Below are 25,406 nucleotides of genomic sequence, written 5' to 3' on the forward strand. Positions count from 1 at the left end.
CTCTCCCGCTGACCCGCCGCGCTCCGCCCATGCCCTCACGCCCCCGCCCTTCCCTGCCGCTGCGCTGGCACCTGGTGCGGCTGGTGGTGGGCACGCTGCTGCCCATCGTGGCCTTCGCCTGCGGCCTCTTTTTCTTCTTCGCCCGCGCGGAGCGTGAGGCCGCGGAGCGGCGGGTGCTCACCTCGGCGCGCTCGCTGGCGGAGGCGTTCGACAGCGACATGGCCGGCTCGGTGAGCACGCTGGAGGCGCTGGCCGCCTCCTCGTTGCTGGATGCGGGCCACCTCCAGGACTTCCAGGAGCAGTGCGCGCGGGTACTGAAGACGCAGCGCGGGTGGCTGACCGTCATCCTCGCCACTCCCGACGGCGCCCCCCTGCTCAACACGAGCTTCCCGTGGGGCAGCCCCCTGCCCCCCGTCGCGGAGCCGGAGAGCCTGGCGCGGGTGAGCCAGACGCTGCGCCCCGTGGTGGGGAACCTCGCCTCCGGGCGCGGCCCCCAGCAGCGGCTCGCCGTCCCCCTGCGCGTTCCGGTGTTGCGCGACGGCGAGCTGCGCTTCGTGCTCACGGCCGTCGTCGCCGCCGAAGCGTTGGGCGACGTGGTGGCGCGGCAGGCCTCCGACGACGTGGAGTGGACGCGCACGCTCGTGGATGGCCGGGGCTACGTGGCCGCCCGCACCCGGGACCCCGCCCGCTTCGTGGGCAGGCAGGCGACGCCGTCCTTCCTGGAGCGCACGCGCACCTCGCACGAGGGCGTCTACGCGGACCGCTCGCTGGAGGGCGAGCCCGTCCATGCCGCATTCAGCCGGACGGAGTCCGGGTGGACGGCCACCGTCGTCAGCCCGCGGCGGGTGCTCGATGCGGCCGCGCGGCGCTCGCTGCTGGCGGGAGGGTTGCTCGGCCTGGCCATGCTGCTGCTGAGCATCATCGGGGCCTGGGCCCTCGCCCGGCGCATCGAGCGCTCCATCTCCGAGGCGGCGGACGCGGCGGATGCGCTCGCGCGCGGCACCCCGGTGCGGATGGGGCTGGCGGAGGTGCGCGAGCTGGCGCGGCTCAACGAGGCCCTGGAGCGCTCCGGGAGCCTGCTGGAGGCGCGAGAGCGCGAGCGCGACGCCCTCCTGGCCGAGGCCGAGGTGGCCCGTGCCGAGGCCATCTCCGCCACCCGGGCCAAGGACGCCTTCCTGGCCATGCTGGGGCACGAGCTGCGCAACCCGCTCGCCCCCATCGTCAGCTCGATGGAGCGGCTGCGCCTGCGCGGGCTGGCCGAGACGCCCGAGCACGAGGTCATCGGCCGCCAGCTCAACCACGTGGTGCGGCTGGTGGACGACCTGCTCGACCTGGCGCGCATCGTCCGCGGGCAGATGTCGCTGCACCGCGAGCCGGTGGAGCTGGCGGACGTGGTCGCCCGGGCGGCGGAGGCGGTGGCGCCGCTCATCTCCCAGCGCAAGCACACGCTCGAGCTGGAGGTGCCGCGCTCCGGACTGACGGTCTTCGGCGACGCGGACCGGCTCACCCAGGTGGTGAGCAACCTGCTCACCAACGCGGCGAAGTACACGCCTCCCGGGGGAATGCTGAAGCTGTGGGTGGAGGCGCTCCCCGAACAGGTCTGCCTCTCCGTCGAGGACAATGGCGAGGGCGTCGCCCCCGAGCTCGCGGAGCGCATCTTCGCCCCCTTCGTCCAGGGGCCCCGCTCGGTGGACCGCACCGTGGGCGGGCTCGGCATCGGGCTGGCGCTGGTGCAGAGCGTGGTGACGGCGCACGGTGGCCGCGTCGAGCTGCACAGCGAGGGGCCCGGCACGGGCAGCACCTTCACCGTCTGGCTGCCCCGCCACACGGCCGCCGAGCCGCCCGCCGAGGCGCCTCCGGCACGGGAGGAGCGCGCGGGGCAGGAAGCCGTCGCCGCCGAGGCGCCCCTGGCGGCGAAGCCCCGGGTGCTGCTGGTGGACGACAACGTGGACGCGGCCGAGGCGCTGGCGGACCTGCTGGAGATGTCCGGGTACCCGGTCGCCGTGGCGCATGACCACCGTCAGGCGCTGCAGCGGCTGGAGTCCTTCACACCGGACGTGGCCATCCTCGACATCGGCCTGCCGGAGGTGGACGGCTATGGCGTGGCCGCCAGCCTCCGCGAGCGCCTGGGCGAGGCGAGCCCCGTCTTCGCCGCGCTCACCGGCTACGGCCAGCGGGAGGACCGCTCCCGCAGCGAGGCCGCCGGCTTCCAGCACCACTTCGTGAAGCCCGTGAGGCTGGAGGAGCTGGTGGCCTTCCTGGAGCAGCACCGGAAGTCACGCCGCGGCGCCGCCTGAGGGCGGCTCGCGAAGAAAGGGGTGAGGAACTCCGGCGCCGGCCTCCGTCATGACTCGCAGGAACGCAGTCGGGCCCACGGCCCAGGGGGCAAGTCATGAAGCGAGTGTCAGTTCTTTCCGCGGTGCTGCTGTCCACCCTCTTCGCCGGAGCGGCCGACGCGGCCCCCATCACGGTGAATGGCTACATCTGCTCGGCGTCGTACACGAGGCAGCCCAATCTCAACCTGGGCCTCCAGGGCTTCGTGGGGGTGACCGTGCGCTCCGGGGTGGGGTGCACCGGGGCCGACCTCGGCCACTACTACTACCTGGGGGAGAGCGCGGCCTTCGCGGGGTACCAGTACAGCGAGGCGGAGCGGCTCCAGCTCTTCGAGCAGGCGAAGCAGGCGGCGACCCAGCAGACCCGCGTCACCCTCTCCGTCGAGGGCACCGACGGCAAGGGCATCCTCCACACGACGTACCTGGCGAACTGAGGCCTTCCACGGCGGTGGGAGCGGGCACCCGCCCGCTCCCGTGAGGCCCCGGAGCGTCCGCTACGGCGTGGCCGGAGCCGGCGCGGGTGCGGCGGGAAGCGACTTGCGCCACGTCGCGCAGGCCGCCAGCGCCCCCTCCAGCTCCTTCTCCGTGCGCTTCTCCACCAGCGGGCAGAGGACGGCATCGCGCCAGAGGGACAGCGCGCCGGAGCCGCTGTCGAGGTGCACGGCCTCGACCTCGTTGCCGGCGACCACCAGCGTCTCCGTCACGCCGTCGGCGTCCAGGTCCAGGTCCACGAGCGAGGCCGTCTTCCCGTTGCGCAGCAGGTCCACCGAGAGTCGCCGCAGCGCCTGCGTCCCGGACACCTGGAACACGTCCAGCACGCCCGGCTTGCCCTCGCCCGCGTCGTCCCGCAGCATCCACACGTCCGGCCCCAGCATCCGCACCGGGCGGTAGCGCGCGGCGCGGTCCCCGGGCACCAGCTGCGCGGAGGCCAGCCGGCCGCGGTCCGAGCGCACCACCCAGGCCCGCCCCGTCCCCTCCAGGCGGCACACCTGCGTCACCCCGTCCCCGGCGCCGCCCAGCGGCAGCACCGAGCAGCGGAAGTCGCCCTTCACCTGCTCGCAGGCCTCCGCCGCTTCGGCCTGGGGAGCCTCCGGCTCGGCGGCCTCCTCCGGCACGGGCGTCACGCCGTCGGCCGAGGACCACTGGGACACCACCGTCGACACCAGCGCCAGGTCGCCCTTGGCGACGCCCTGGCGGTAGCGCTGCTCCAGCGCCTCGCCGCCCATGGCCTTCTGCGCCTCCTCCAGCGTCGCGGCCAGGGCCGCCGGCATGTCCGCGGCTTCCACCTGGGTCTTCAGGATGGAGGCGTCGCCCCGCCAGCCCGCGGCCAGCCGCTTCTGCAGCTCCTCCAGCGTGCGTCGCTCGGTGGCCCGGGTGGTGCCGGCCTCGTCCAGCTTCGTCTTCAGCCGCTCCACCTCGGCGGACAGCGCCTGCGCGCGGGCCTCCTCCTCGCGCTGCGTGGCCTGCGTGGCCTCCAGCTTCTTGCGCGCCTCCGCGCGCGCGGCCTCTCCCCCACAGCCCACGAGCGCGAGCCCCACCGCGCACACTCCGAACAGGCGCTTCATGGCGTCACCTCTCCAGCCACCTTGGCATCAGTCCCCGCATCCGCTGGCGCCGTGACGGCGGGCGCCGGTGGTGGCTCGGGCTTCTTCGCGCAGGCCTCCTTGTAGGCGGCCGGCAGGCGCGCGGGCTCCTTCTCCAGCGCCGCGCAGACCTCGCTGCTCTCCCACATCTCGACGGCGTCCTTCTCCGGGTCCGTAGGGAAGCTGACGGCCACCACCCGTCCCGTGAAGAGGCCTACCACCATGGGGCCCTGCTCCTTCAGGCCGGACAGCGGCGCCAGGGACACCTTGCCGCCCTGGCGGAGCACGTCATCGAACTCGAGGTGCTCGGTCAGCGAGGACAGCTTCACGGCGTCCGGCGGGGCTTCGTTGGGCTTGAGCCCCTTCACCGAGCGCAGCACCGTGTGCTCGAGCACGTGCGTGGTGGAGACCTTCAGGAGCTCCTTGCCGTCCGCCGCGAGCGTGCGCGTGTCCACCGCCACCACGAAGATGCCCGGGGCGGGCGTGGCCTCCAGCCGGGCGGTGCGCGTCATGCGCGCGGGCGTCGGCTCGCCGGAATCGCCGGCCTCGGAGTCCGACATCATTGGGGTGTCCGGCACACACGACGCCACACACTCCTGGTAGCTCAGCTCCTGCGCGGCCTCCTCGGCGCGGCGCTGGGCGTCGGCGGCCTCTTCCTCGGCCGCCTCGGCGGCACGGCGCGCCTGATAGACGTCGGGGGACTCGTTGGTCTCCCCCACTTCTTCGTCGTCCGAGTGGTCGAAGTCGTCGGGGTCATCCCCGGGCGTGCAGGCGCACGGGTCCTCGTAGCGGCCGAACTTCAGGTCGCACTGGTGGGTGCAGGAGAGCTCGCCGTTGGCCGCCTCGCACCTGGCGAGCCCCAGGGTGTTGGGCGGGTGGTAGAGGTCGACGTCGGGCTCCGGCCAGTCGCTGGCGTACAGCTTCCCTCCGTGCTCGAAGGCGATGCGCACCACCTCCCGCGAGGTGGGCAGGTAATTGATGGCATGGGGGGATTCCCGGGCGTCCGAGGGCTCCGGGTGCTCGAAGGTGGCGCGGCAGAAGGCGGCGGGTGGCAGCCCCTCGCCCGTGCGGGCCAGCGTCTCGCAGTTCCAGTCCGGCCACTGGGACAGCCGCTCGGGGACGTCCTCGCAGCTGTTCTCGTAGGGCTCGGCATCGCAGCTGGGGTCGCAGCTGCTGGCGGACTCGGGCTCGGCGTCGCCCTCCCCTTCGCCTTCCTCGGACTCCTGCTTCGGAACCTCGACGCAGGGGCGCTCGGAGGCGAGCAGCCCGGAGACCAGGGCGTGCAGCGCCTTGGCGTCCTTCTTCCGGGTGGCCTCCTCGAGCAGGAAGCCGGCCCGGGCGGAGCGCAGGGACGCGTCGAGCCCGTCCAGGCGGGCCTCGGCGTCCGGCTCCACCAGCCAGGAGCTGGCGGCCAGGGTGCGGTGGTACGCGGCGACGGTGGCATCCGTCTGGGTGCGCGTCTCCGAGAGCTTCTGGGACAGGAGCGCCTTCTCGCGCTCGAGTCCCTCCCGGAAGGAGCGGGCCTCGGCGAGCTGCTTCTCCGCCGCGGCGACCTCCTGTTGCTTCTGCTCGAGTTCCTTGTCGCGGCACGCACCCAGCGCCAGCAGCGCCAGGGCGGGCCCGGTGATACGCAGACGACCCATGTTCTGGAGTCCCCCTCTGTGCCGGGGAGCATCGCGCAATCGAGGGCCCGCTGTCAGTGGGTGGCCCGGCACCCGTCAGTGCCGAGGCCTCGTCGCGACTCCTTCACTTGCGTACGGTGGCCAGGAAAGGCGGAGCTGCCCATGGATTGCCGCAGGACGCTGTTCGCCACGATGCCTGGAGGGCAGACCGTCCTCCTCCGCAGCTTCGAGTCGCCGGGAGAGTCCCCCAGCCATGAGGTCACCCTGTACCGGGACTACCTGACGCCAGCTCCCCGACAGCTGCCCCTCCCCAGGGGCTTTCCGGAGGAGTTCGCATCGGAGGAGGAGGCGCTGGAGCAGGTCCACCGGACGCTGCGAGTCGAGGCGAGCGCGTTCCAGGACATCCACCTGGGACGCCGCGTGGACATCGACTTCGTGGAGGCACTGAAGCGGGGCACCCTCGAGCCGCTGTGCGCGGGAATGTCAGCCGACGCCCTGGTGGCGCTGCTGGGACTTCCCGAAGGCGTCACGCCATTGTCTGGGCCCGGCTTCGTCGGCTGGCTCTACGGCTCCGTGCAGCTGTACCTGCAGGACGATGCACTCCTCTACTTCGAAATCGACGATGGGCTGGGCGAGTTCACCAGCCTGCACCTCGGGGGTTGGTTCCTGGAGCCATCGACGACGAGGCGTCAGCTCGAACAGGCGCTGACGTCCCGAGGGGTGGAGTACCGGGTGGTCCCCCACTTCGGAATGCAAGTCATCTGGGTTCCAGGCGCGCGGCACCGCGACGGCTGCATGTTCGACTTCCACGAGGATGAGCGCATCCACGCGTTCTACTGGCTTCACTCCGCCCCGGCCTCGGGCGTCTCCAGCAGCTTGTAGAGCGTCTTCCGGTCCACGTCGAGCAGGCGCGCCGCCTCGCTCTTGTTGCCACCCACGTGCTGGAGCACGTGCGCCGCGTACCGGCGTGACAGCTCCGCCAGGCTGGGCAGGTCCCCCGCCAGCCCCGTCAGCTTCTGCGTCGCATCGCCGATGGGCTCCGGGAAGTCCTGCGGGCCCAGCACGCCCGTCACGTTCAGCGCGAGCGCCCGCGCCACCACGTTCTCCAGCTGCCGCACGTTGCCCGGCCAGTCGTAGCCCGTCAGCCGCGCCATCGCGTCCGGCGTCACCACCGGCCGCACCCCGCCCCGCGCGTGCCGCCCCGCGAAGTGCTCCACCAGCGCCGGCACGTCCTCGCGCCGCTCCCGCAGCGGCGGCAGGTGCAGGTGCACCACGTCCAGCCGGTAGAGCAAATCCTCGCGGAACAGCCCCTCCACCACCCGCGCCTTCAGGTCCTTGTTCGTCGCCGCCACCACCCGCACGTCCACCTTCACCGGCAGGCTCTCGCCCACCCGGCGAATCTCGCCCTCCTGCAGCACGCGCAAGAGCTGCGACTGGACCTTCATCCCCACGTCGCCAATCTCGTCCAGGAAGAGCGTGCCGCCGTTGGCCTCCTCGAAGACGCCCCGCCGCGCGCCCGAGGCGCCCGTGAAGCTGCCCTTCGCATGGCCGAACAGCTCGCTCTCCATCAGCGACTCGGTAATCGCTCCGCAGTCCACCGGGATGAACGGCCCCGGCGCCCGGGGCGAGCGCTTGTGCAGCGCCCGCGCCACCATCTCCTTCCCCGTCCCCGTCTCGCCCGTAATCAGCACCGGCACGTTGCTCGCCGCCGCGCGCGCCACCTGCTTGTACACCTCCAGCAGCGCGGGGCTGCGCCCCACCAGCACCAGCGACGTGCGCTCCACCTGCTGCCTCAGCGAGCGGTTCTCCTCCACCAGCCGCTTCTGCTCCAGCGCCCGCCGCGCCACGCGAAGAATCGCGTCCACGTCGAACGGCTTGGCCAGGTAGTCGAAGGCGCCCTGCTGGATGCTGTCCAGCGCGCCCTCGATGTTGCCGAACGCCGTCACCACGATGACCGGCGTGTCCGGCAGCTGCGACTTCACCTCCTGCAGTACCTTGAGGCCATCCCCCGGCTCGGGCATGGCCATGTCCGTCATCACCAAATCGAACGGCCCTTCCGCGATGCGCTCCGCGGCCCGCTTCGGGTCCGGCGCCTGCGTCACCGCGCCCAGCGTGCCCAACAGCCGCTGGAGCAGGTCGCGAGCCTGGGGGTCGTCGTCCACCACGAGGATGCGGGCCGTGCTCATGTCCCCACCTTGCGCATCGAAGCGGCGGACGAAGTCATGGGCTCACCGGTGCTCCCCGCCGCCACCGGGCGCACCACGCGGGGGAAGCGCACCACCACGTGCGTCCCCTTCCCCTCTTCCGAGCGCACCACCAGCGTGCCGCCGTGCGCCTCCACCACGCGCTTCGTGGTGGCCATCCCCAGGCCGTGGCCCGGCAACCCGCGCACCTCGGGCGCGCGGAAGAAGGGCTGGAACAGCGAGGCCTGCGTCGCCGCCGACATGCCCAGGCCGTTGTCCGTCACCTCCAGCACCGCGTCGCTCCCCTCCGTGGCCACCCGCACCGTCACCTTCGGCTCCGGCCGCCCCGCCGTGTACTTCACCGCGTTGGACAGCAGATTCCGCGCGCTCACCTGGAGCAGCTGGCCCGGACAGTCCACCGCCACGCCGGGCTCCAGCTGCCGCTCCAGCGCCACACCCTGCGCCGCCGCCGTCTGCGCCACCTCCAGCAGCACCGTGGTGACGGCCGTGTCCAGCTCCCCCACCGTGCGCTCCCCGCGCGTGCCCGCCCGGCAGAAGCGCAGCAGGGCTTCAATCAGCTCGCCCATGCGCACCGCGCTGGACTCGCACTGCGCCAGCATCTCCAGCGCCCCCGCGTCCTTCACCGCGCCGGTGCGGCGGATGAGCGTCAGGTAGCCCTTGAGCGGCGCCAGCGGGGAGATGAGGTCGTGCGCCACGCGCCGGGTGAAGGCGTCCAGCTCCTGGTTGTGCCGGCCCAGCTCCTCCAGCTGCCCCTGGATGGTGGCGTCCTGCCGCTTGAGCACGGACGTAATCTGCAGCCCCACGGCCAGCGACACGAGGATGGCCAGCAGCGTGGCGCTCGCGCCCAGCGCCGTGTTGCCCACGCGCAGGTCCGCCAGCCGGCCCACCAGCGACTGGGCCTCGTCCGCGTTCTCCCGGGACAGCGTGCCGGCCAGCGCGTCCAGCTCCGCCGCCAGCGGGCGGATGCGCTCGGCCAGGTGGCGCCGTGCCCGCTCCGCCTCGCGCCGCTGCGAGAAGACGGCCGCCGCGCGCACCTGGTTCGCCAGCCCCTGGCACGCGGCGTTGAAGCGCTCCCATGCCGCGGTGTCACCCGGCGGCAGGTTGCGCGTGTACGCCTCCGACGCGGCGCGGATGTCCCCGAGAATCTCCTCCATCACCGCGTCCGCCGCCCGGCGCTCGGCGTCGTCCGTGGCGCGGATGTGCGCCTCGATGGCCGACTCCAGCGACAGCGCGTCCACGCGGATGCGGCCGATGAGGCTCGCGCGCTCCAGCGCCTCGCGCACCAGCGCGTCCACCTGCTGGCCCGTGCGGACCTCCGTCCACAGCGTGAAGGCCGTGACGGCGGACAGCAGGGCCACCACGAAGAAGAAGCCGGCGCGGTAGCCGCGGATGGGGGTGCGGGAGCTCACCAGGCCGAGTCCTCTACCACGGCGCCCCCGCGTCGCGGGACCGCCCGTCCTTCATGGGGCCGCGGCCCCGTTGGCCCCTTCCGGGGTGGGGCCGGACGGCTGCGGAGGCTGCACGCGCCGCCGGGCGCGCTCCAGCGCGGACTCGTACCAGACGTCCGACAGCTCCTCGTGGACCTCCTTCAGGGCCTTGAGCTCGTTCAGCTCGCGCTCCAGCGCCAGCAGCTGCTGGTTGTGCTCCTCCAGCGCGTGCCGGTCCGCCTCCGTGCGCACCAGCTCCTCCAGAATCACCGCGCGGCCCTGCTCCGCCTCGGCGCGCTCCAGCGCCAGCCGCTCCATGGTGGACTCGAGCGCCGCCAGCCGCGCCGCCAGCTGCTCGGTGCGCTCGCGCTCCGCCTCGTACTCGCGGCGCCACCGCTCCGTCTCGAGCACCTGGGCCTCGTGCAGCGCGGGCGGCACTCCCGCACATCCGGCTCCCAGCCATGCCACCGCCGTAGCGACCCGCAGGTACCGCATACACCGTCTCTCCCGTACCGTGGCTGCGCGACATGCGCGGCGAAAGGCCCGGGCCTGCCACCCTGCAACGGGATGGCGGGCCTGGGCCCGCCGCCGCGCAACACGGTAGCGCGTGCAGCTTGCTCAACTGCTCCGGTGTCGTCAAAGCGACAAGTGCCTGCCTGGGGAGCAGGCCCCCACTGTCTTGCGGCCAACCGGGGAGTTTCTCCCCAGACCGCGGCCCCTTGCACCCCGGCTTCCCTCTGGAGGGGCCCCTGGCACGCCGGCTGCTCAGGGGACTGCCCACCAACAGCGACGCAATCCAGCGTCGTCCCCCCCGAACGGAGCTTTCCATGAAGACCGTCTTCGCCGCCGCCCTCCTCGCCGCCGCCACCGCGTTCGCCAACACCCCCGCCCCGGCCGCCGCCGCCGCGGAGACCAAGCCGGCCGCCGCCGCCGAGGCTCCGAAGGCCGAAGCTGCCCCCGCCCCCGCCGCCGAGGCTGCTCCCGCCCCCGCCGCCGAGGCCCCCAAGGCCGAGGCCAAGCCCGCCAAGAAGGCCAAGAAGGCCGCTCCCAAGGCCGAGACGGCCGCGGACACCAAGTAGTCCTGATTTACTGATTACCGGACCGCAGTACCCCACGCACGGGGGTGCCCTTTCCAAGGGGGGCACCCCCGTGACCTTTTCCGGGTGTCCTTTCACCCACGCTCGCAACTCTGGAGGGGCTTCCCTCGAAAACAGGCTGGAGGTCGGTTACACCCCTCCCGAGTCATTGCTGCCGCGATGATTCCGGCGTCTTCAGTGAGTTTGAGATTTGACAGAGATAGAAGAATCCTGCTTAATGTGACTTAAGCGGATGACAGACCGTTCCGGATAGTGACGGAACTCATCGAGACAGTCGTACTTCTGGAGCCCTCTCAAATGATCGAAGCCTTCTCGAAGGTGTCCGAAGCCTCGAAGCTGCTGCTGGAGAAGGGCCTGGGCCCGAGCACCGGCGTCGAGGCGTTGAGCATGGTGGGCCACGCGCTGGGCATCCACCGCGCCTACATCTTCGAGAACCGCACGCAGGGCACGTACGGCCGCTTCATCACCGACATGCGCTACGCCTGGGCGGAGCCGCCCACGCCGTCGGCGCTGGCCAACCCGGTGCTGCGCGCCTTCTCCTTCCGCGACTTCGCGCCGGGCTGGGTGGACATGCTGGAGGCGGGCATGGTGGTGGCGTGCCCCACGCGCGACGCGCCGCCGACGATGCGCGAGCTGCTGGAGCGCCAGGGAACACAGTCGGTGCTGCTGTGCCCCATCAACCCCTCCCGGCAGCAGTGGTGGGGAGTGGTAGCCTTCGAGGACTGCCGCGGCCCCCGCGCCTGGAAGCCGGAGGAGGTCAACCTGCTCAAGTCGCTGGCGCGCGCGGTGGCGGCGTCCATCCGTCACGGGCAGATGCGCTCCTCGCTGGACCAGGTGCGCAACAGCCTGCGGCAGGCCGTGAGCCGCACGCCGGCGTCCGGGCACTGACCCGGGGCCCTGGCGGCGTCCTGCGAAACGACGCCTGGCTGCCCACCTGGGGGGGCAGCGACGACCCGTGACGCGAGCGGATAGAACGCTGCCGCGTTTCTGCTACCCTGGCGGCCCCCCTCGCCCACCGCCATGTCCTCAATCGACCCCACCGCGATCAGCCGGCCACGCTCTCCGGACCTCATCAGCGGCTACCACCTCGAGAAGCTGGTCGGTAGCGGAGGCATGGGTGAAGTCCACAAGGCCACCCAGCTCTCGCTCGGCCGGACGGTGGCCGTAAAGCTGCTCAACCCCGAGTTGGCCAAGGACCCGTCCTTCATCGCGCGCTTCCAGAAGGAAGCCGCCGCGCTGGCCGCCCTGAGCCACCCCCACGTCGTCTCCATCGTCGACAAGGGGAAGACGGACACCACCTATTACCTGGTGATGGAGTTCGTGGACGGCCCGTCGCTGCGCGAGCTGATCCGCGCACCGGACCTCAATGTCCCCGTCGCGCTGCGGCGGATGCTCGAAATCTGCCGGGCCATCGAGTACGCGCACGGCCGCGGCGTCATCCACCGGGACTTGAAGCCGGAGAACATCCTGCTGGACCAGCAGGCCGGCGGCATTGCCAAGGTGTCGGACTTCGGGCTCGCCTCCTTCCTGGCGGACGCCAGCCCCTCCTCGCGCTACGCGCTCACCTCCACGCACGTGTCCATGGGCACGCTGTCGTACATGGCGCCCGAGCAGCGCGTGGACGCGAAGAACGCGGACGCGCGCGCGGACATCTTCTCGCTGGGCGTCATCCTCTACGAGTGGCTCACCGGCGAGGTGCCGCTGGGCACCTTCGACCCGCCCTCGCGCAAGCGCCAGGGCGTGGACACGCGGCTGGACGCCATCGTCACCCGGTGCCTCAAGCCGGACCCGGATGACCGCTACCCCTCGGTGACGGCGCTCATCGCGGACCTGGAAATCCTGGTGCCGGGCAGCCTGCCCTCGCTGCTGCCGACGAAGCAGACGCGCATGCAGCGCTTCCGCCAGGGCGTGCGCAAGGTGGTGAACCGCACGCTGCAGGTGGCGGCCGTGCTGCTGGTGCTGGCAGCCGCGGTCGTGCTGGGCCTCGCGCTGCTGCGCGGCAACCAGCCCTCACGCGCCAGGCCCGGCGTGGCAATCATGTCGGACCTGGGGACGGCTAGCTCGGGCTCGGGGCCCGGACGGAAGGAAACTGGCGCCGAGAAGTTCACGGTGAACCTGGGTGATGGACCGGACGCGATGGCGTTGCTGGTGACGGGCCGGCCGATCCAGTTCGAGGGGAAGGCGCTCGTCTACCCGCTGGTGGACGAGCAGCCCCGGGTAGGCCGCACCATCGTGGACGTGGTGGGCTTCGAGGGCGACATCCTCTCGCTCAGCGCTCGCGTTCGAGTAGACGCCCAACCTCCCTCCTGGGAGCGCCGCCTGCGCACCGCGCTGAAACTGGACAGCCCTGCGCCGGACCCCGTGGCCGCGCTGCTGTTGACGGGCAGCACGGGCCGCTATGTGGCACTCACCTACAACGGTGCCGGCGAGCCCATGGCACTGGAGTGGGTCCTGGGTGAGCGCCGGGGCGCCATGCTGGGGTTGGCCTCGCCCGAGGGAGAGGCGCACCTGGAGCTCAAGGTGGACGCCGAGGGCCTCCTCCAGGGGTACGTGGGCAAGGGGAAGGACCAGCGCGCCATCGGCGAGCCCCTGAACCTGGGCCCGGGGTGGATGGAGCACTTCGGCAACGCGCCCGTGCCCGGCTTCGGCTGCAACGAGGGCGCCTGCCGTGCCGAGGGCTTCACCTATATCGTCCGCAAGTCCCCGCCTCCAGGGACGACGGCGCCAGTGGTGGTGCCTCCCATGGCCCGGCCCGTGGTGGCCAACGCGGTGCCCGCCAAGGCGGTGACGCCCAAGCGTCCCCCTCCGCCTCCCCCCAAGAAGCAGCCCGTCAAGCCGCCCCCGAAGGGTGGCAAGAGGCGGTAGCACGGCGGCGCTCCCGGGCCGAGCGCCCGCGGCGGACATCCCAGCGCAGGGGAATATGGCCACTGACGAGGGATTGAATTATCCCTCGGCCCTCCTATGCGCACCTTCCGCCGCGGACTCGCCGCGCTCGCCTTCGTCGCAGCCCTGTCCGGCTGCCCCCGTTCCTCCACCTCCGTCACCCCTCGCGTCCTCGAGTCCGCCGCGGAGCGGGCGGAGAAGGGCAATGACGAGGCCCGCACGCTCGCGTTCGCGGGCTTCCACGCGTACCTGGTGGCGGCTGACGCCACGCTGGCGCAGCAGCGCTTCGACGCGGCGGTGGCGAAGGACGCGGGCGACGTGTACGCGCTCGCCGGGCAGCACCTGATGGCGCGGCGGGCGGCCCGGGGCGACCGGGCGCTGGCGGCCGCCGTGGAGCTGGCGGTGCGCGCCCCCGGGCACCCGCTGGCCGTCTTCGCCGCGCGCTACATGCTGGACGCGGTGGGCGCGTCCAAGGCCCAGGACGACGAAATCCTCAAGGGCGTGGACCGGGCGCTGGCGGCGGGCGCGACGGGCGAGGCGGCCTACCTGCTGCGCGGCGCGCGGCTGTCCGTGCACACGGTGCGGGGCGACGCGAAGGCGCGGGACGCGGCGCTGCGCGAGCTGGGCGGCGTGGGTGAGGTGTCGCTCGTGGGGCCCTTCTCGGCCTTCCACATCCTGGCGTGGGACGACGCGGACCCGGTGAGCAGGAGCGGCTCGCTGGCGGGCCCCTTCACCGGCCCCTTCGGCCCGGTGGCCGTGCGCACGCTGCGCGCGCCCGACGGACGGCTGGACCTGGGCGGCGAGCCCGGCGAGGGCGACCTGTACGTGCACGCCTTCGACGCGGAGGTGACGGAGCCGGGCACCTACGTGGCCCGCTCGGTGAGCGGCACGTCGCACCAGGTGCTGCTGGACGGCACGCCGCTGATGGAGCGCCGCTCCTGGGAGCGAGCCACCTCCACCATCACCGCGCGCACGGTGGAGCTGCCCGCGGGCAAGCACCGCTTCCTCATCCGCCAGCTCAAGGCCGGCACCTCCGGCGTGCTCACCTTCTCCCTGCTGCGCGCGGATGGCCGGCCCTCGGGCGTGCGCGTCACGCCCGCCTCGGGCGCCGCGCCGCAGGCCTGGGGCCGCGCGCATGGCGCCTCCGAGGAGACGCCGGGCGTGTACCCCACGACGCAGAGCCTGAAGGCGGCGCTGGCGGAGGAGGCGGGGGACCTGCTGTCCACCGTGCTGGCGGTGCGTGACGGCATGGGCCGGGACGCGGACGGCGCGCGGCGGCTGATGGCGGCGGTGGACGCCAACACGCCGGCCCTGCTGGCGCTGCGCGCGGAGCTGGCGGCGACGGACCGCACCGTGCCCAGCAAGGTGGCGCGGGGCCGGGCCACGCGGGACCTGGAGGTGGTGCTGGCGAAGGACCCGGGCAACGTGGCCGCGGTGCTGGTGCGCACGGACCTCTTCCTGGATGACGGGCAGAATGCCCCGGCGCTGGAGGCCCTGAAGGCGGTGGACTCGACGCAGGGCCCCGTCAGCCCCGCGGTGTCCATGGCGCGGGCGCGCGCGGCGCTGGCGCTGGACGTGGAGGCGCTGGCCGAGGAGTCCCTGGCGGCGGCGCTGGAGGTGCGCCCCGGCCTGTGTGAGGCGCTGGGGCTGCAGTACAACCTGGCCCGCCGGCGCGACGCGGTGGAGCGCGGCGACCAGCTGGTGGCGGCGCAGCAGGGCTGCCCCGGGACGACGGTGCGGGAGGCGGAGCACGCGCGCACGCGCGGCGACATGGAGACCGCCGCGAAGCTGTACGCCCAGCTGGTGGCCCAGGACCCGAGCAGCGTGAGCACGGGCACCTCGCTGGCCAACGTGTACGTGGCCCTGCGCCGCTACGACGACGCCATGGCGGTGCTGCGCGAGCTGGCGAAGGTGTGGCCGCGCAGCGCGGACCTGGTGAAGCGGATGGCGGACGTGCGCGAGTACTCGGGCCAGCCGGCCGAGGCCCTGGCGCTGCGGGAGAAGGCGCTGGCCATGGAGGGAGACGACCTGGCCCTGCGCCGCGCGGTGGAGCGGGCGAAGACGGGCCGCGAGCTGCTGCAGGAGCACGCCATCGACGGGCGCGAGGCCATCCGCGCCTACGAGGCCGAGCCCATGTCCAGCGGCAGCGCGGCCGTCTTCGTGCTGGATGCGGCCGCGGTGCGCGTGTACCCGGACGGCAGCATCGTCAACCGCATCCACACCGTGCAGAAGGCGCTGGAGCAGTCCGGCGTGCAGGACATCGCGGAGGTGACGGTGCCCCGCGGCGCGCAGGTGCTGGCGCTGCGCACGCTGAAGGCGGACGGCCGGGTGCTGGAGCCGGAGAACATCGAGGGCAAGGACACGGTGAGCCTGCCCGGCGTGGCGGTGGGTGACTACGTGGAGGTGGAATATCTATTGGCGGAGAACCCGCGCGGCCCCGCGCAGCCGGGCTTCACCGCGTCCGCCTTCTACTTCCAGATTGCCAACCAGCCCAACGCCTGGACGACGTACACCGTCGTCGCGCCCAAGGGCAGCGGCATGAAGGTGGACGCGCACGGGATGAAGGCGCCCGCGCCGAAGGTGACTGGCGACGTGGAGGTCTTCCACTACGAGGCGCGCCGGGTGCCGCCGTTCATCGCGGAGCCGGACTCGCCGCCGTCGGGCAACGAGTACCTGCCCTTCGTCATGGTGGGCGCCGGGGCCACGGGCAACGACGGGCTGGTGCGCATCTACGGCGACGTCTTCCAGGAGCGGTGGCAGCGCACGGCGGAGGTGGAGGCCTTCGCGCGCAAGGCGGCCGAGGGCAAGGAGGGCCTGGAGGCGGTGAAGGCGCTGCACGCGGCGGCGAACCAGCGCTTCAGCGGCAGGGACTCGGGGCTGGGCCAGTCCGCGGCGTCCACGGTGGCGCAGGACCGGGGCAGCCGGCTGATGGTGATGAAGGCCGGGCTGGACACGCTGGGGATTCCGGCGCGCGTGGTGGCCATTCGCACCTTCACCGTGGACCCCGCGCAGTACCTCTTCCCCAACGACAGCCTGCTGCCCTTCGCGGCGCTGCGCGTGGAGCTGCCGGGGGGCGAGCCGGTGTGGGTGGACACGTCGGTGCGCAACGGCCCCTTCGGCGAGCTGCCGGAGTCCGCCATGGGCGGGCGCGAGGCGTACCTGCTGCCGGAGCCCGGCCTGCCGGCGCAGAAGGTGGAGACGCCGCCGCTGAAGGAGGTGCCCGGCAAGGAGGTGCGGCTGTCGCTGCAGCTCGCCGAGGACGGGAAGCTCACCGGCAAGGGCGAGGAGGTGTACTCGGGCTTCGAGGCGGCGCAGCTGGCGGAGGCCTTCAACCAGCTGTCGGCGGAGAGCCGCAACCAGGCGCTCCAGGGCGCGGTGGCGCGGTACTTCGGCGGTGCCTCGCTGTCGAGCGTGAAGATTGACTACCAGGAGCAGGTGGGCGCGCCCTTCGTGCTGCGCTACGAGTTCACCGTGCCTCGCTTCGGCCGGCTGGAGGGGGACAAGCGGATGGCGCTGGGGCCCCTCACCTTCCCCGCGCAGCTGGGCCGGCGCTACGTGCAGCTCAGCTCGCGCCGCACGCCGCTCTACATCGACAACACGGAGGCCAGCCGCACGCAGGTGACGCTGGCGCTGCCGGGCGGCTGGCGGCTGACGGACCCGCAGGCGTCGCTGAACGTGGACAGCCCGTTCGGCCGCTTCACCCGCGCGGAGAAGCAGGAGGGCGGCACCCTCACCATCACCGAGTCGCTGCGCGTGCCGCGCACCCGCGTCGCGCCGAACAAGTACGAGCAGTTCGCCGGCTTCACCGGCGACGTGGACCTCATCCAGACGCGCGAGCTGGTGCTGGTGAAGCAGTAGCCGGCGCTAGCCCTCTGACGACCGGGGCCGGGGCGGTGCCAGCACCGCCTCCGGCTGCGCGGCCTCGGGGGCCGCCGCCGCGCCCGGAGGCATGGCCCGCTCGAGGAGGGCCACGACGCCCCCGTGCCCTTCCGCGCGGGCCACGTCCAGCGGCGTCTGCTTCAAGTCGTTGCGGGCCAGCGGGTCCGCGCCCGCGGCGAGCAGCGCGGAGACCAGGTCCTCCAGCCCGCGCAGGGCGGCCAGGTGCAGCGGGGTGAACTCCATGGGGCCCCGGGCGTGGGGGCTGGCGCCGCGCGTCACCAGCAGGGAGGCCAGCCCGGTGCGCTTGTAGGCCAGCGCCAGCATCAGCGGCGTCTGCCCCAGGCAGTCCACCGCGTCCACGGGACAGCCCAGCTCCAGCAGCCGCCGCGCCACCTCCACCGAGCCGGAGCGGGCCGCCACCTCGTGCAGGCCGGTGAGGTCCCGCTCGTCCACCGCGTCCCATGCGCCCCCCTTCTCCAGCACCACCTCCAGCGCGGCGAGCTGGCCGGCGCCGCAGGCGAAGTGGAAGGCGGTGGCGCCCGGCCGCGCCGGCACCTTGTCCGAGGTGGCTCGCCCCGCCCGCTGGTTCACATCCACGCCCAGCTCCACGAAGCGCCGCACCAGGTCGGCATGCCCGTGCAGCGCCGCCACGTGCAGCGCGCTCTGCCCCCAGCCGTCGATGCCCGCCGGGTCCACGCCCCGGGCCAGCAGCACGTCGACGATGTCGCGGCGCCCCACGGCCGCCGCGGCCTGGAGCGGCCCGCGCACGGCCTCGCGGGCCTGGACGAGCGCCTCCGGCCTGCGGCGCAGCAGGGCCTCCACCCGCGAGGCGTCACCCTGGCGGATGGTGGCCACCAGGTCTCTCCGGGAGCGAAGGGCGCGGTGAACGAGCAGGAACAGGACCACCAGGGCCACCAGCGCGGCGACGTAGTACATGCCGGCAGTCTCCCCGGAAACCGGCGCCTTGCAATAGTCCTCCCGTTTCAGGTGGGGTGCGTCTTTTCCGGACCGGCTGCGTTTCCAATGCCCGCTGGCGGCATTGCGTGGCGCCATTCGCTGCTTGCGGGTGGCCGTGTCAGCCCAATCCCATATCAACTCCCCGCATCACGGACGGGGGCACGTCCGTGCAACCGAGGAGCAGCGAATGAACTGGAAGAAGTGGGTTCGTGCGGTGCCGGCGCTGGGGATGTTGGGATTGGCGGCCTGCGGCTCCGCCGCGGCGGAGACCGCGGAGCTGGCGTCCGCACCCGCGCCGCTTTTGGACTGTGAGCAGCCGCTGCCGGAGGTGCTGGAGAGCACGCCGGGCGCGGAAGGCCCCCGGGCGCAGCTGGCGGTGACGTCCGTCGTCACGCCCATCCTGCTCGTGCCCCAGGGCAGCTCCGTCACCCCGCAGCAGGTCACCACGCTGACGCAGGCGCTCGGCAACGTGCGGCGCTGGTACCAGCGAGAGCTGCCCAACAAGAACGTGCGCTGGGAGCCGCTGGTGACGATGGCCGGCGACAAGACGGCCGCGTACTACCTCACCAACAACAACGTCTGGGCGGAAATCCCAGGCGAAATCCAGGCCAAGCTGGGCTGGAACCCGTGGACGTACACCGGCACGTCCCACCACATCGCGCTGGTCATCGGGCGCGACCTGCTGGGCTGGGCCGGCGGCAATGGCTACAACGACGGCCGGGGCCTGGCCATCCTCGGGCTGGAGTCGCTGGTGGAGCAGTCGAAGTGCGCGGGCGAGTGGTGGTGCACGCAGGAGTTCTGGCACGGCACGGTGGCGCACGAGCTGGGGCACGGCTTCACGCTGCCACATGACGCGGACCCCGCCTCCATCATGAACTTCCACGGCGACTACACGAACAAGCACTTCACCGGCACCGCGCCGGCCACGGTGGAGGCCAGCCCCGCCACGCAGGCCAAGCAGGAGAACTGGTCCTTCTGCGGCATCGACTACCAGTGCGCCACGAAGCGCTGTGGCGGCAACTGGAGCGGCAACCGGCTGTGGTGCCTGCCCACCGCGCAGTACCCCAAGGAGGCCGCCGCCATCCCCGCCGGCTTCACCTGCCGCACCGCCAGCCAGTGCGCCACGGGCTACTGCCAGCCGAACGCCAACGGCGACAAGGTGTGCACCACCGGCCCGCAGCCCTGGTACGTCACGCCGTTCTTCCCGGACGTGCCGTAGGCCCCGTCCCCGCGCTCCCCGGTGCGCCGGGCCGGCGAGCGGCCCCTCCCGGCTCCGGGGCTCCGGGGCTCCGGGGGGCGTGAATAGAACAGGAGCGGGTCCGTCTCACCTTCGCGTCAGGGCCCGCCCTGGCGCGGAGTGTGTTGCGCATCCAACGGAGACGACGTCATGACTCCTCGAACCTGGCTCTACCTCGCGGCGCTGCTGGCGGCGCCCTCGGTGCAGGCGCAGACGACCCCGGTCCCCTATGAGGACCCCGAGTATTCCGAGTACCAGGACGAGGGCGCCTACGAAGACGCCGCGCCCCAGGAGGACGCCGTCCCCACCGCCCCCACCGCGCCTCCCGAGCTGCCCGCGGAGAACCCGACGCCCCGCCCCTTCGCGGGGGCGGTGTGGGTCAACGGCCACTGGTTCTGGGACGGCGACGAGTGGCGCTACAACCCGGGGACGTGGATTGCCCCCATGGCGGGCTACCGCTTCATCAACGGCTACTGGGAGCAGGACAGCCAGGGCTGGCGCTGGGTGTCCGGAGGGTGGGCGCGGCTGGACTCGAACATGGTGGAGATTCCCGTCGCGCCGTCGAGCGAGACGCTCTCCACCGTGCAGGCCCCTCCCCCGGTCCGGGTGGAGGCGGCTCCTCCGGCACCCGCGCCGGACCTCGTCTGGACGCCGGGCTACTGGTACTGGACGGGCGCCACCCATGTCTGGGTGGACGGTGCGTGGGTCGCGCCTCCGCAGCCGAACCTCGTCTACGTCTCGCCCCGGTGGGTGCGGCGCGGGCCGTCCTGGTTCTTCTCGTGCGGCGGCTGGGCCGTCCGGGGCTCGGTCCGGGTCAGCGTCCCCGTCTACCGCCACGCGAGCGTGCGCGTGAGCTGGGGGCACCCGTACTACTTCGCCCATACGTGGCGCCGCTATCCGGTGGTGCGCTACTACGACTACCGCGTCCGCCACCACTACCGCAGCCATGACTACGGCCACCGGAGGCATGACTATGGCTACCGGCGTCCCGATTACGGCTACCGGCGCTACGACTCCGGTCCGCGGCGCCATGACTCCGGCCCGCGGCGCTACGACTCCGGCGACCGGAGCCCTCCTGGCAACCGCTACCGGAGCCGTGATGACGGCTCCCGGAATCACGACCGCGGCGGCTGGAGCGGGCCTCGCAACCGGGACCACTCCGCGTCTCCTGGCAACTCCCATCAGCGCAACCGGGACCGGCGTCGCGACTGACCAGCGTTCACTGCTCGACACGCATTGAAATGACACTCGCGTAAAGCAGGACTAACCAGCAAAACAACAGGTGCCGAATGACCCTCACCGGAGTCATCCATGACACCTCGACTGGCGTCCCCCCTCCGTCTCACCTGGTTGCTCCTGCTGGCCGTGGCCTGCGCGCCGGAGCCCTCTCCCGAGGTGCCCGAAGGCGCCGAGCTGGAGAGCGCTGAAGCCGCCATCACCCTGCCGCCGTCGTACACGGACGCGCAGGTGACGGCGATTGCGCGGCCCACGGCGCTCGCCTTCACGCCGGATGGCCGGCTGCTCATCACCACGCAGCCTGGCCAGCTCCGCGTCTACGCGAATGGCGCGCTGCTGCCCACGCCGGCGCTGGACCTGACGGCGCGGCTCTGCACCAACTCCGAGCGCGGCCTGCTGGGCATCGCGGTGGACCCGGCCTTCGCCACCAACCGCTACATCTACGTCTATTACACGTTCAACAAGTTCAACACGTGCACGACGAACATCACCAACGTGGCCGTCAACCGCGTGTCGCGCTTCACGCTGCCGGACACCAACGTCGTGGCCGCGTCCAGCGAGCTGGTGCTGCTGGACAACATCCCCTCCACCGCGGGCAACCACAACGGCGGGGACCTGCACTTCGGGCAGGACGGGCTGCTCTACATCAGCGTAGGTGACGGCGGGTGCCAACTGGGCGACCCGACGCGCTGCGCGGGGCAGAACACCACCGCGCGCCGGCTGGACGTGATGCTGGGGAAGATGCTGCGCATCCGCAAGGACGGGAGCATCCCCACGGACAACCCCTGGTACGCGGCCGCTGGCAGCCGCCGCTGCGGCAACCCCGCGGGCGTGCCGACGGGCACCGGGCCGTGCCAGGAGAACTACGCCACCGGCCTGCGCAACCCGTTCCGCTTCGCCTTCCAGCCCGGCACCAACACGTTCTTCATCAACGACGTGGGCCAGGGCGTGTGGGAGGAAATCGACGAGGGCATCAAGGGCGCGGACTACGGCTGGAACACGCGCGAGGGCCACTGCGCGAACAACTCCACCACGAGCTGCGGCGCGCCTCCGGCGGGGATGACCAACCCCATCTTCGACTACAAGCACGGCACCAACGACGCGAGCTCGCCCTTCCAGAACTGCAACTCGATTACGGGCGGTACCTTTGCGCCCGTGGGTGCGTGGGCGCCGGGTGACGACAACGCCTACTTCTTCAGCGACTACGTCTGCGGCAAGGTCTTCAAGCTGACGCGCGGCGCGGGCGGCGCGGTGTCGGTGAGCGCGTTCGCCACCGGCCTGGGCGGCAGCTCCGCGGTGACGCTGCGCTTCGGCCCCTCCAGCGCGGGCCAGGCGCTCTACTACACGACCTATGCGAATGGCGGCGAGGTGCGCCGCATCAACTACAGCGGCACGACCAACCGGCCGCCGGTGGCCGCCGTCACGGCGTCTCCCACGGCGGGCTCCACACCGCTCACCGTCTCCTTCAACGGCGGTGGCAGCAGCGACCCGGATGGGGACGCGCTGACGTACCTCTGGAACTTCGGCGACGGCAGCGCGGTGGTGCAGACGACCACGCCGACGACAAGCCACGTCTACACGACGGCGGGCGCGTTCACCGCGTCCCTCACGGTGCGCGACGCGCGGGGGGCCTCGTCCACCCAGGCGGCCACGGTGCGCATCGACGCGGGCAACACGGCGCCGGTGGTCACCATCACCTCGCCGGCCGCCGGCCTGCGCTTCCGGGTGGGCCAGACGCTGGTGCTGACGGGCAGCGCCACGGACGCCGAGGACGGCCAGCTGCCGGACAGCAGCCTCCGCTGGGAGGCACTGCTGCACCATGACGAGCACACCCACCCGCTGCTCACGCCCACCACCGGCAACAACCTCACCCTCGCCGCGCCCTCGCCGGAGGACCTGGCCGCCGTCAACACGAACTACGTGGAGATCATCCTCACGGCGACGGACTCGCAGGGCCGGAGCACCACGGTGACGCGCGACGTGCTGCCCATCATCGTGGACGTGGCGCTGGGCTCGGTGCCGTCGGGGCTGACGCTCCAGGTCAACGGGACGAGCTTCACCACGCCGGCGACGGTGAAGTCGTGGCCGGGCTACACGCTCAACGTCTCCGCGCCGGCGCAGGCTGACTCCACGGGGGCGTGGAAGGTGTGGAGCGCGTGGTCCGACGGCGGGGCGCGAGCGCACGGCTACCTGACGCCGGATGGGGCATCCAGCCTCACCGCCACGTACAAGGACGGCCTGCGGGCGCGGGTGAACTTCCAGCCGGCCGGTGCGCCGGTGCCCGCGGGCTATGTCGCCGACGCGGGCCTCGTCTTCGGGGCGCGGGGCAATGGCTTCAGCTACGGGTGGAACGCGGACAACAGCGCGCTGGCGCGGGACCGGAACAGCGCGACGTCGCCGGACCAGCGCTACGACACGTTCAACCACCTGCAGAAGGCGGAGAACCCGAATGCCTCGTGGGAGCTGGCGGTGCCGTCGGGCCGGTACTCCGTGACGCTGGCCGCGGGGGACCCTGACCACTTCGACAGCGTCTTCCGGCTGGCGCTGGAGGGGCAGCTGGCGCTGTCCGGGACGCCCAACACCAGCACGCGGTTCTTCACGTCCACCGCGAGCGTCACCGTCACCGACGGCCGGCTGAGCCTCACCAGCGGCAGCGGCGCGGCGAACAACAAGATCAACTTCATCGACGTCGAGCAGCAGGAGTAGCCGCGAAGGCTCTGCCAGCGCGTCAGCCCGGCTCCGTGGGTGGTGGCCCCCGGAACACCGAAGCTGACGCGCTGGCGGGGACGTTCCGAGGCGCGTTACCGACGACAAGACGCCCCCGGCGGGCGGGGCCATCCACCGCCAAGGAACTCGGCCCGCTCCGGCCCATCGCGTGGAAGGAACGCTCATTCCGCCCGGGCGGCACGCCGTGCCTCCCGAGCCTGCCAGGAACGTTCATGCCAGGCTGGCCGCCAGTTCCGCGCCCCAGACCTGGAAGGAACCCTCATTCCGTACGGGCAGCCCCCGTGCCTCCCAAGCCCGCCAGTAATGCTCATGCCAGGCTGGCCGCCAGCTCCGCCCCCAGACCTGGAAGGAACGCTCATTCCACGCGGACCGTCCGCGCCACCGCCGCTTGGAAGGAGCGTTCCTTCCAAGCTGGCCGCCCGCTCCGCCCTGCGGCCTGGAAGGAACGCTCCTTCCAAGCTGGCCGCCCGCTCCGCCCCAGCGTGGGCACGCCCCCATCAGCTGAGCTGCTCCACGGACGCGTACAGTCCGGTCGCCCGCCGTGCGCGCTCCGCTACGGGCCTCGCTCGCTCGGAAGCGCGGCGGAGCCCGGTATCAGCGACCGGGCGACGTGCTTGACGTACTCAGCGCGCGCCCGCTCGGAGCCCAGCGTGTCCGGGCTGGCGATGGCGAGGTGCAGCAGGCCCACGTAGGTGGAATACGCCTGCAGCGCCCAGTGGCGCGCCTCGCGCACCGGCAGCCCCAGCGCCCGGTACAGCTTCACCAGGTAGTCGATGCGCCGCTTCGAGACGCGCTCGAGCACCGGCTGGATGCGCGGGTCCGAAGCGCCCACCGCGATGGCGACCTCAATCTTCCCGTGCGGGCCGTCCTCGAAGGTCAGCGCCAGCAGCCGGTGCAGCCGCTCCCGAGGGTCGGACAGTGCCTCCAGCCGGGCGATGACCTCCCCCGTCGCCAGCTGCTCCCAGCGCGCGAGCGCGGCCTGGAGCAGCTCGGCCCGGTCCTTGAAGTGCCAGTAGAAGCCCCCCTTCGTCACCCCCAGCCGCCGGGCCAGCCTCTCGACGGAGAGGGCCTCCACGCCGTCCGCGAGGCTCCAGAGCGCGGCATCCGCCCAGTCCTCGGCCGACAGGCCGGGCCCCCGGCGCCGCTCGCGGATGTCCTCGAAACTCCTGAAGGGGGCGGAGGGGGGCGGGCGGGAAGAAGCGCGGCTCATCGTTCAACCCAGTCTGGAGGACCCCTTTCCTGGCGTCCAGGGCTGTCTCCCCGTCAGCCCTGTCCTATACGGTACCGTATCGCGATACGGCACCGTATCCGATGACAGGAATGGAGGCCGCCGATGCGAGTGACGACGGGGACGCTGCTGATGGTCATTGGGGCGCTGCACCAGGCCGTGGGGCTGGTGCTCTTCCGGGAGCCCCTGCTGGAGATGGTGCGAGCAGGCGTGTTCGACACCGTCGGCGAGGACACCAGCCCCCGGGCGGCCGCCTTCTGGTTCCTGGCGACGGGCCTCTTCATGATTCTCGCCGGAGCGCTGTGCCGCTGGGTGGAGCGTGCGGTGGGCCGCCCGCCCCCGGCGGGCTTCGCCTGGGGCCTGCTCGGCCTCGGGCTCTTCTTCGTCGTGCCCATGCCCGACACCGGCGGCTGGACGCTCTTCCCGCTGGGCGTGCTCGCGCTGTTCCGGGCCCGGGCTCCGAAGCCGGCGCTGCCGGAGGTGCTGCGGCCCTTCACCGAGGGCGCGGACCACGTGGACGTGAAGACGGTGGAGTCCGAGGCCTCGCTGCGCGCCTTCCTCGCGGGGCTGCTGTCCTACCAGCCCGCGTGGGTGACGGCGCTGTACGGGGTGCGCGCCGTCTTCGTCCGGCTGCTCGGGATGCGCCAGCACGGCATGCCTGGCCCCCTGCGCTCACGTCCCGAGGACATCCCCATGGCCCAGGGCAGCGCCGCGTCCTTCTTCACGGTGCGCCACGCCGAGGAGGAGCACGTCTGGGTGGCGAGCGCGGCCGACACGCACCTGGAGGCCCTGCTGGCGGTCGTGGTGGAGCCGGGCGAAGGCTCCCGGCGGCGCTTCCACGTAGTGACGGTGGTGCACTACCGGAAGTGGACGGGGCCGGTGTACTTCAACGTCATCCGGCCCTTCCATCACCTCGTGGTGGGCGCCATGGCGCGAGCGGCGGCGAGCACCGCACCCGCCGCGCACCCGGCCTGACCCGGGACGCCTCTCGCC

18 protein-coding genes are annotated in these 25,406 nt (G+C 72.4%); 11 read left to right on the forward strand and 7 right to left on the reverse strand.

All coding sequences use genetic code 11. The annotated features are described in order from the left end of the window. The first annotated feature begins 29 nt into the window (after nt 1–29). Both LXT23_RS17585 and LXT23_RS17590 read left to right on the forward strand, forming a co-directional pair. On the forward strand, nt 30–2,297 hold the full coding sequence (locus tag LXT23_RS17585; protein ID WP_253981321.1) for a hybrid sensor histidine kinase/response regulator: 2,268 nt from the start codon (nt 30–32) through the stop codon (nt 2,295–2,297). 95 nt (nt 2,298–2,392) lie between these two features. Continuing rightward, nucleotides 2,393–2,767 carry a hypothetical protein gene (locus LXT23_RS17590; RefSeq protein ID WP_253981322.1) on the forward strand — a complete coding sequence of 125 codons (375 nt, stop codon included), beginning with the start codon at nt 2,393–2,395 and terminating at the stop codon, nt 2,765–2,767. A 60-nt stretch (nt 2,768–2,827) separates the two neighbouring features. On the opposite strand, the gene LXT23_RS17595 is transcribed toward LXT23_RS17590, so the two are convergent. Both LXT23_RS17595 and LXT23_RS17600 read right to left on the reverse strand, forming a co-directional pair. Further along, entirely contained in the window at nt 2,828–3,898 is a 1,071-nt protein-coding gene (locus LXT23_RS17595; RefSeq protein ID WP_253981323.1) for a hypothetical protein, read from the reverse strand. Beyond that, nucleotides 3,895–5,559, reverse strand: coding sequence for a hypothetical protein (locus tag LXT23_RS17600; protein WP_253981324.1), 1,665 nt, complete (start codon nt 5,557–5,559; stop codon nt 3,895–3,897). Before LXT23_RS17600 ends, LXT23_RS17595 begins: the two co-directional genes overlap by 4 nt. Nucleotides 5,560–5,700: 141 nt before the next feature. Here LXT23_RS17600 and LXT23_RS17605 point away from each other — a divergent pair, with 141 nt between their 5' ends. Beyond that, a complete protein-coding gene (locus tag LXT23_RS17605; RefSeq protein WP_253981325.1) occupies nt 5,701–6,420 on the forward strand; it encodes a hypothetical protein in 720 nt (239 codons plus the stop codon). Here the strand turns inward: LXT23_RS17605 and LXT23_RS17610 are convergent. The 3 genes from LXT23_RS17610 to LXT23_RS17620 are packed head-to-tail and all read right to left on the reverse strand — an operon-like array spanning nt 6,381 to nt 9,664. Continuing rightward, nucleotides 6,381–7,724, reverse strand: a complete 1,344-nt coding sequence (locus tag LXT23_RS17610) for a sigma-54-dependent transcriptional regulator (RefSeq protein ID WP_253981326.1) — start codon at nt 7,722–7,724, stop codon at nt 6,381–6,383. The two genes, LXT23_RS17605 and LXT23_RS17610, sit on opposite strands and share 40 nt — an antisense overlap. Then, a complete protein-coding gene (locus LXT23_RS17615; protein WP_253981405.1) occupies nt 7,721–9,154 on the reverse strand; it encodes a sensor histidine kinase in 1,434 nt (477 codons plus the stop codon). The genes LXT23_RS17610 and LXT23_RS17615 overlap by 4 nt, the downstream gene beginning before the upstream one ends. Nucleotides 9,155–9,202: 48 nt before the next feature. Continuing rightward, nucleotides 9,203–9,664 (reverse strand): hypothetical protein, encoded by a 462-nt coding sequence (locus LXT23_RS17620; protein WP_253981327.1) that lies wholly within the window; start codon nt 9,662–9,664, stop codon nt 9,203–9,205. 332 nt (nt 9,665–9,996) lie between these two features. Here LXT23_RS17620 and LXT23_RS17625 point away from each other — a divergent pair, with 332 nt between their 5' ends. The 4 genes from LXT23_RS17625 to LXT23_RS17640 all read left to right on the forward strand — a co-directional run bounded on the left by LXT23_RS17625 (nt 9,997) and on the right by LXT23_RS17640 (nt 17,007). Continuing rightward, nucleotides 9,997–10,248, forward strand: coding sequence for a hypothetical protein (locus tag LXT23_RS17625; protein ID WP_253981328.1), 252 nt, complete (start codon nt 9,997–9,999; stop codon nt 10,246–10,248). Between the two features lie 315 nt (nt 10,249–10,563). After that, on the forward strand, nt 10,564–11,154 hold the full coding sequence (locus LXT23_RS17630; protein WP_253981329.1) for a GAF domain-containing protein: 591 nt from the start codon (nt 10,564–10,566) through the stop codon (nt 11,152–11,154). 132 nt (nt 11,155–11,286) lie between these two features. Then, nucleotides 11,287–13,131, forward strand: a complete 1,845-nt coding sequence (locus tag LXT23_RS17635; protein WP_253981330.1) for a serine/threonine-protein kinase — start codon at nt 11,287–11,289, stop codon at nt 13,129–13,131. 96 nt (nt 13,132–13,227) lie between these two features. Next, nucleotides 13,228–17,007, forward strand: a complete 3,780-nt coding sequence (locus tag LXT23_RS17640) for a tetratricopeptide repeat protein (RefSeq protein WP_253981331.1) — start codon at nt 13,228–13,230, stop codon at nt 17,005–17,007. A gap of 6 nt (nt 17,008–17,013) precedes the next feature. Here LXT23_RS17640 and LXT23_RS17645 read toward each other — a convergent pair whose 3' ends face one another. Beyond that, a complete protein-coding gene (locus tag LXT23_RS17645; RefSeq protein WP_253981332.1) occupies nt 17,014–17,964 on the reverse strand; it encodes an ankyrin repeat domain-containing protein in 951 nt (316 codons plus the stop codon). A gap of 208 nt (nt 17,965–18,172) precedes the next feature. Here LXT23_RS17645 and LXT23_RS17650 point away from each other — a divergent pair, with 208 nt between their 5' ends. The 3 genes from LXT23_RS17650 (at nt 18,173) to LXT23_RS17660 (ending at nt 23,164) form a co-directional block, all read left to right on the forward strand. Continuing rightward, nucleotides 18,173–19,204 (forward strand): zinc metalloprotease, encoded by a 1,032-nt coding sequence (locus LXT23_RS17650; RefSeq protein ID WP_253981333.1) that lies wholly within the window; start codon nt 18,173–18,175, stop codon nt 19,202–19,204. Between the two features lie 168 nt (nt 19,205–19,372). Continuing rightward, entirely contained in the window at nt 19,373–20,434 is a 1,062-nt protein-coding gene (locus LXT23_RS17655) for a hypothetical protein (RefSeq protein WP_253981334.1), read from the forward strand. 99 nt (nt 20,435–20,533) lie between these two features. Next, nucleotides 20,534–23,164 (forward strand): PQQ-dependent sugar dehydrogenase, encoded by a 2,631-nt coding sequence (locus tag LXT23_RS17660; RefSeq protein WP_253981335.1) that lies wholly within the window; start codon nt 20,534–20,536, stop codon nt 23,162–23,164. Between the two features lie 574 nt (nt 23,165–23,738). Here LXT23_RS17660 and LXT23_RS17665 read toward each other — a convergent pair. Further along, nucleotides 23,739–24,395 carry a TetR/AcrR family transcriptional regulator gene (locus LXT23_RS17665; RefSeq protein ID WP_253981336.1) on the reverse strand — a complete coding sequence of 219 codons (657 nt, stop codon included), beginning with the start codon at nt 24,393–24,395 and terminating at the stop codon, nt 23,739–23,741. Nucleotides 24,396–24,518: 123 nt separating this feature from the next. Here LXT23_RS17665 and LXT23_RS17670 point away from each other — a divergent pair, with 123 nt between their 5' ends. Beyond that, nucleotides 24,519–25,388: a DUF6463 family protein gene (locus LXT23_RS17670; protein ID WP_253981337.1), complete on the forward strand. Its 870-nt coding sequence runs from the start codon at nt 24,519–24,521 to the stop codon at nt 25,386–25,388. Nucleotides 25,389–25,406: the final 18 nt, after the last annotated feature.

This window comes from Pyxidicoccus xibeiensis, assembly GCF_024198175.1.
Classification (GTDB): Bacteria; Myxococcota; Myxococcia; order Myxococcales; family Myxococcaceae; genus Myxococcus; species Myxococcus xibeiensis.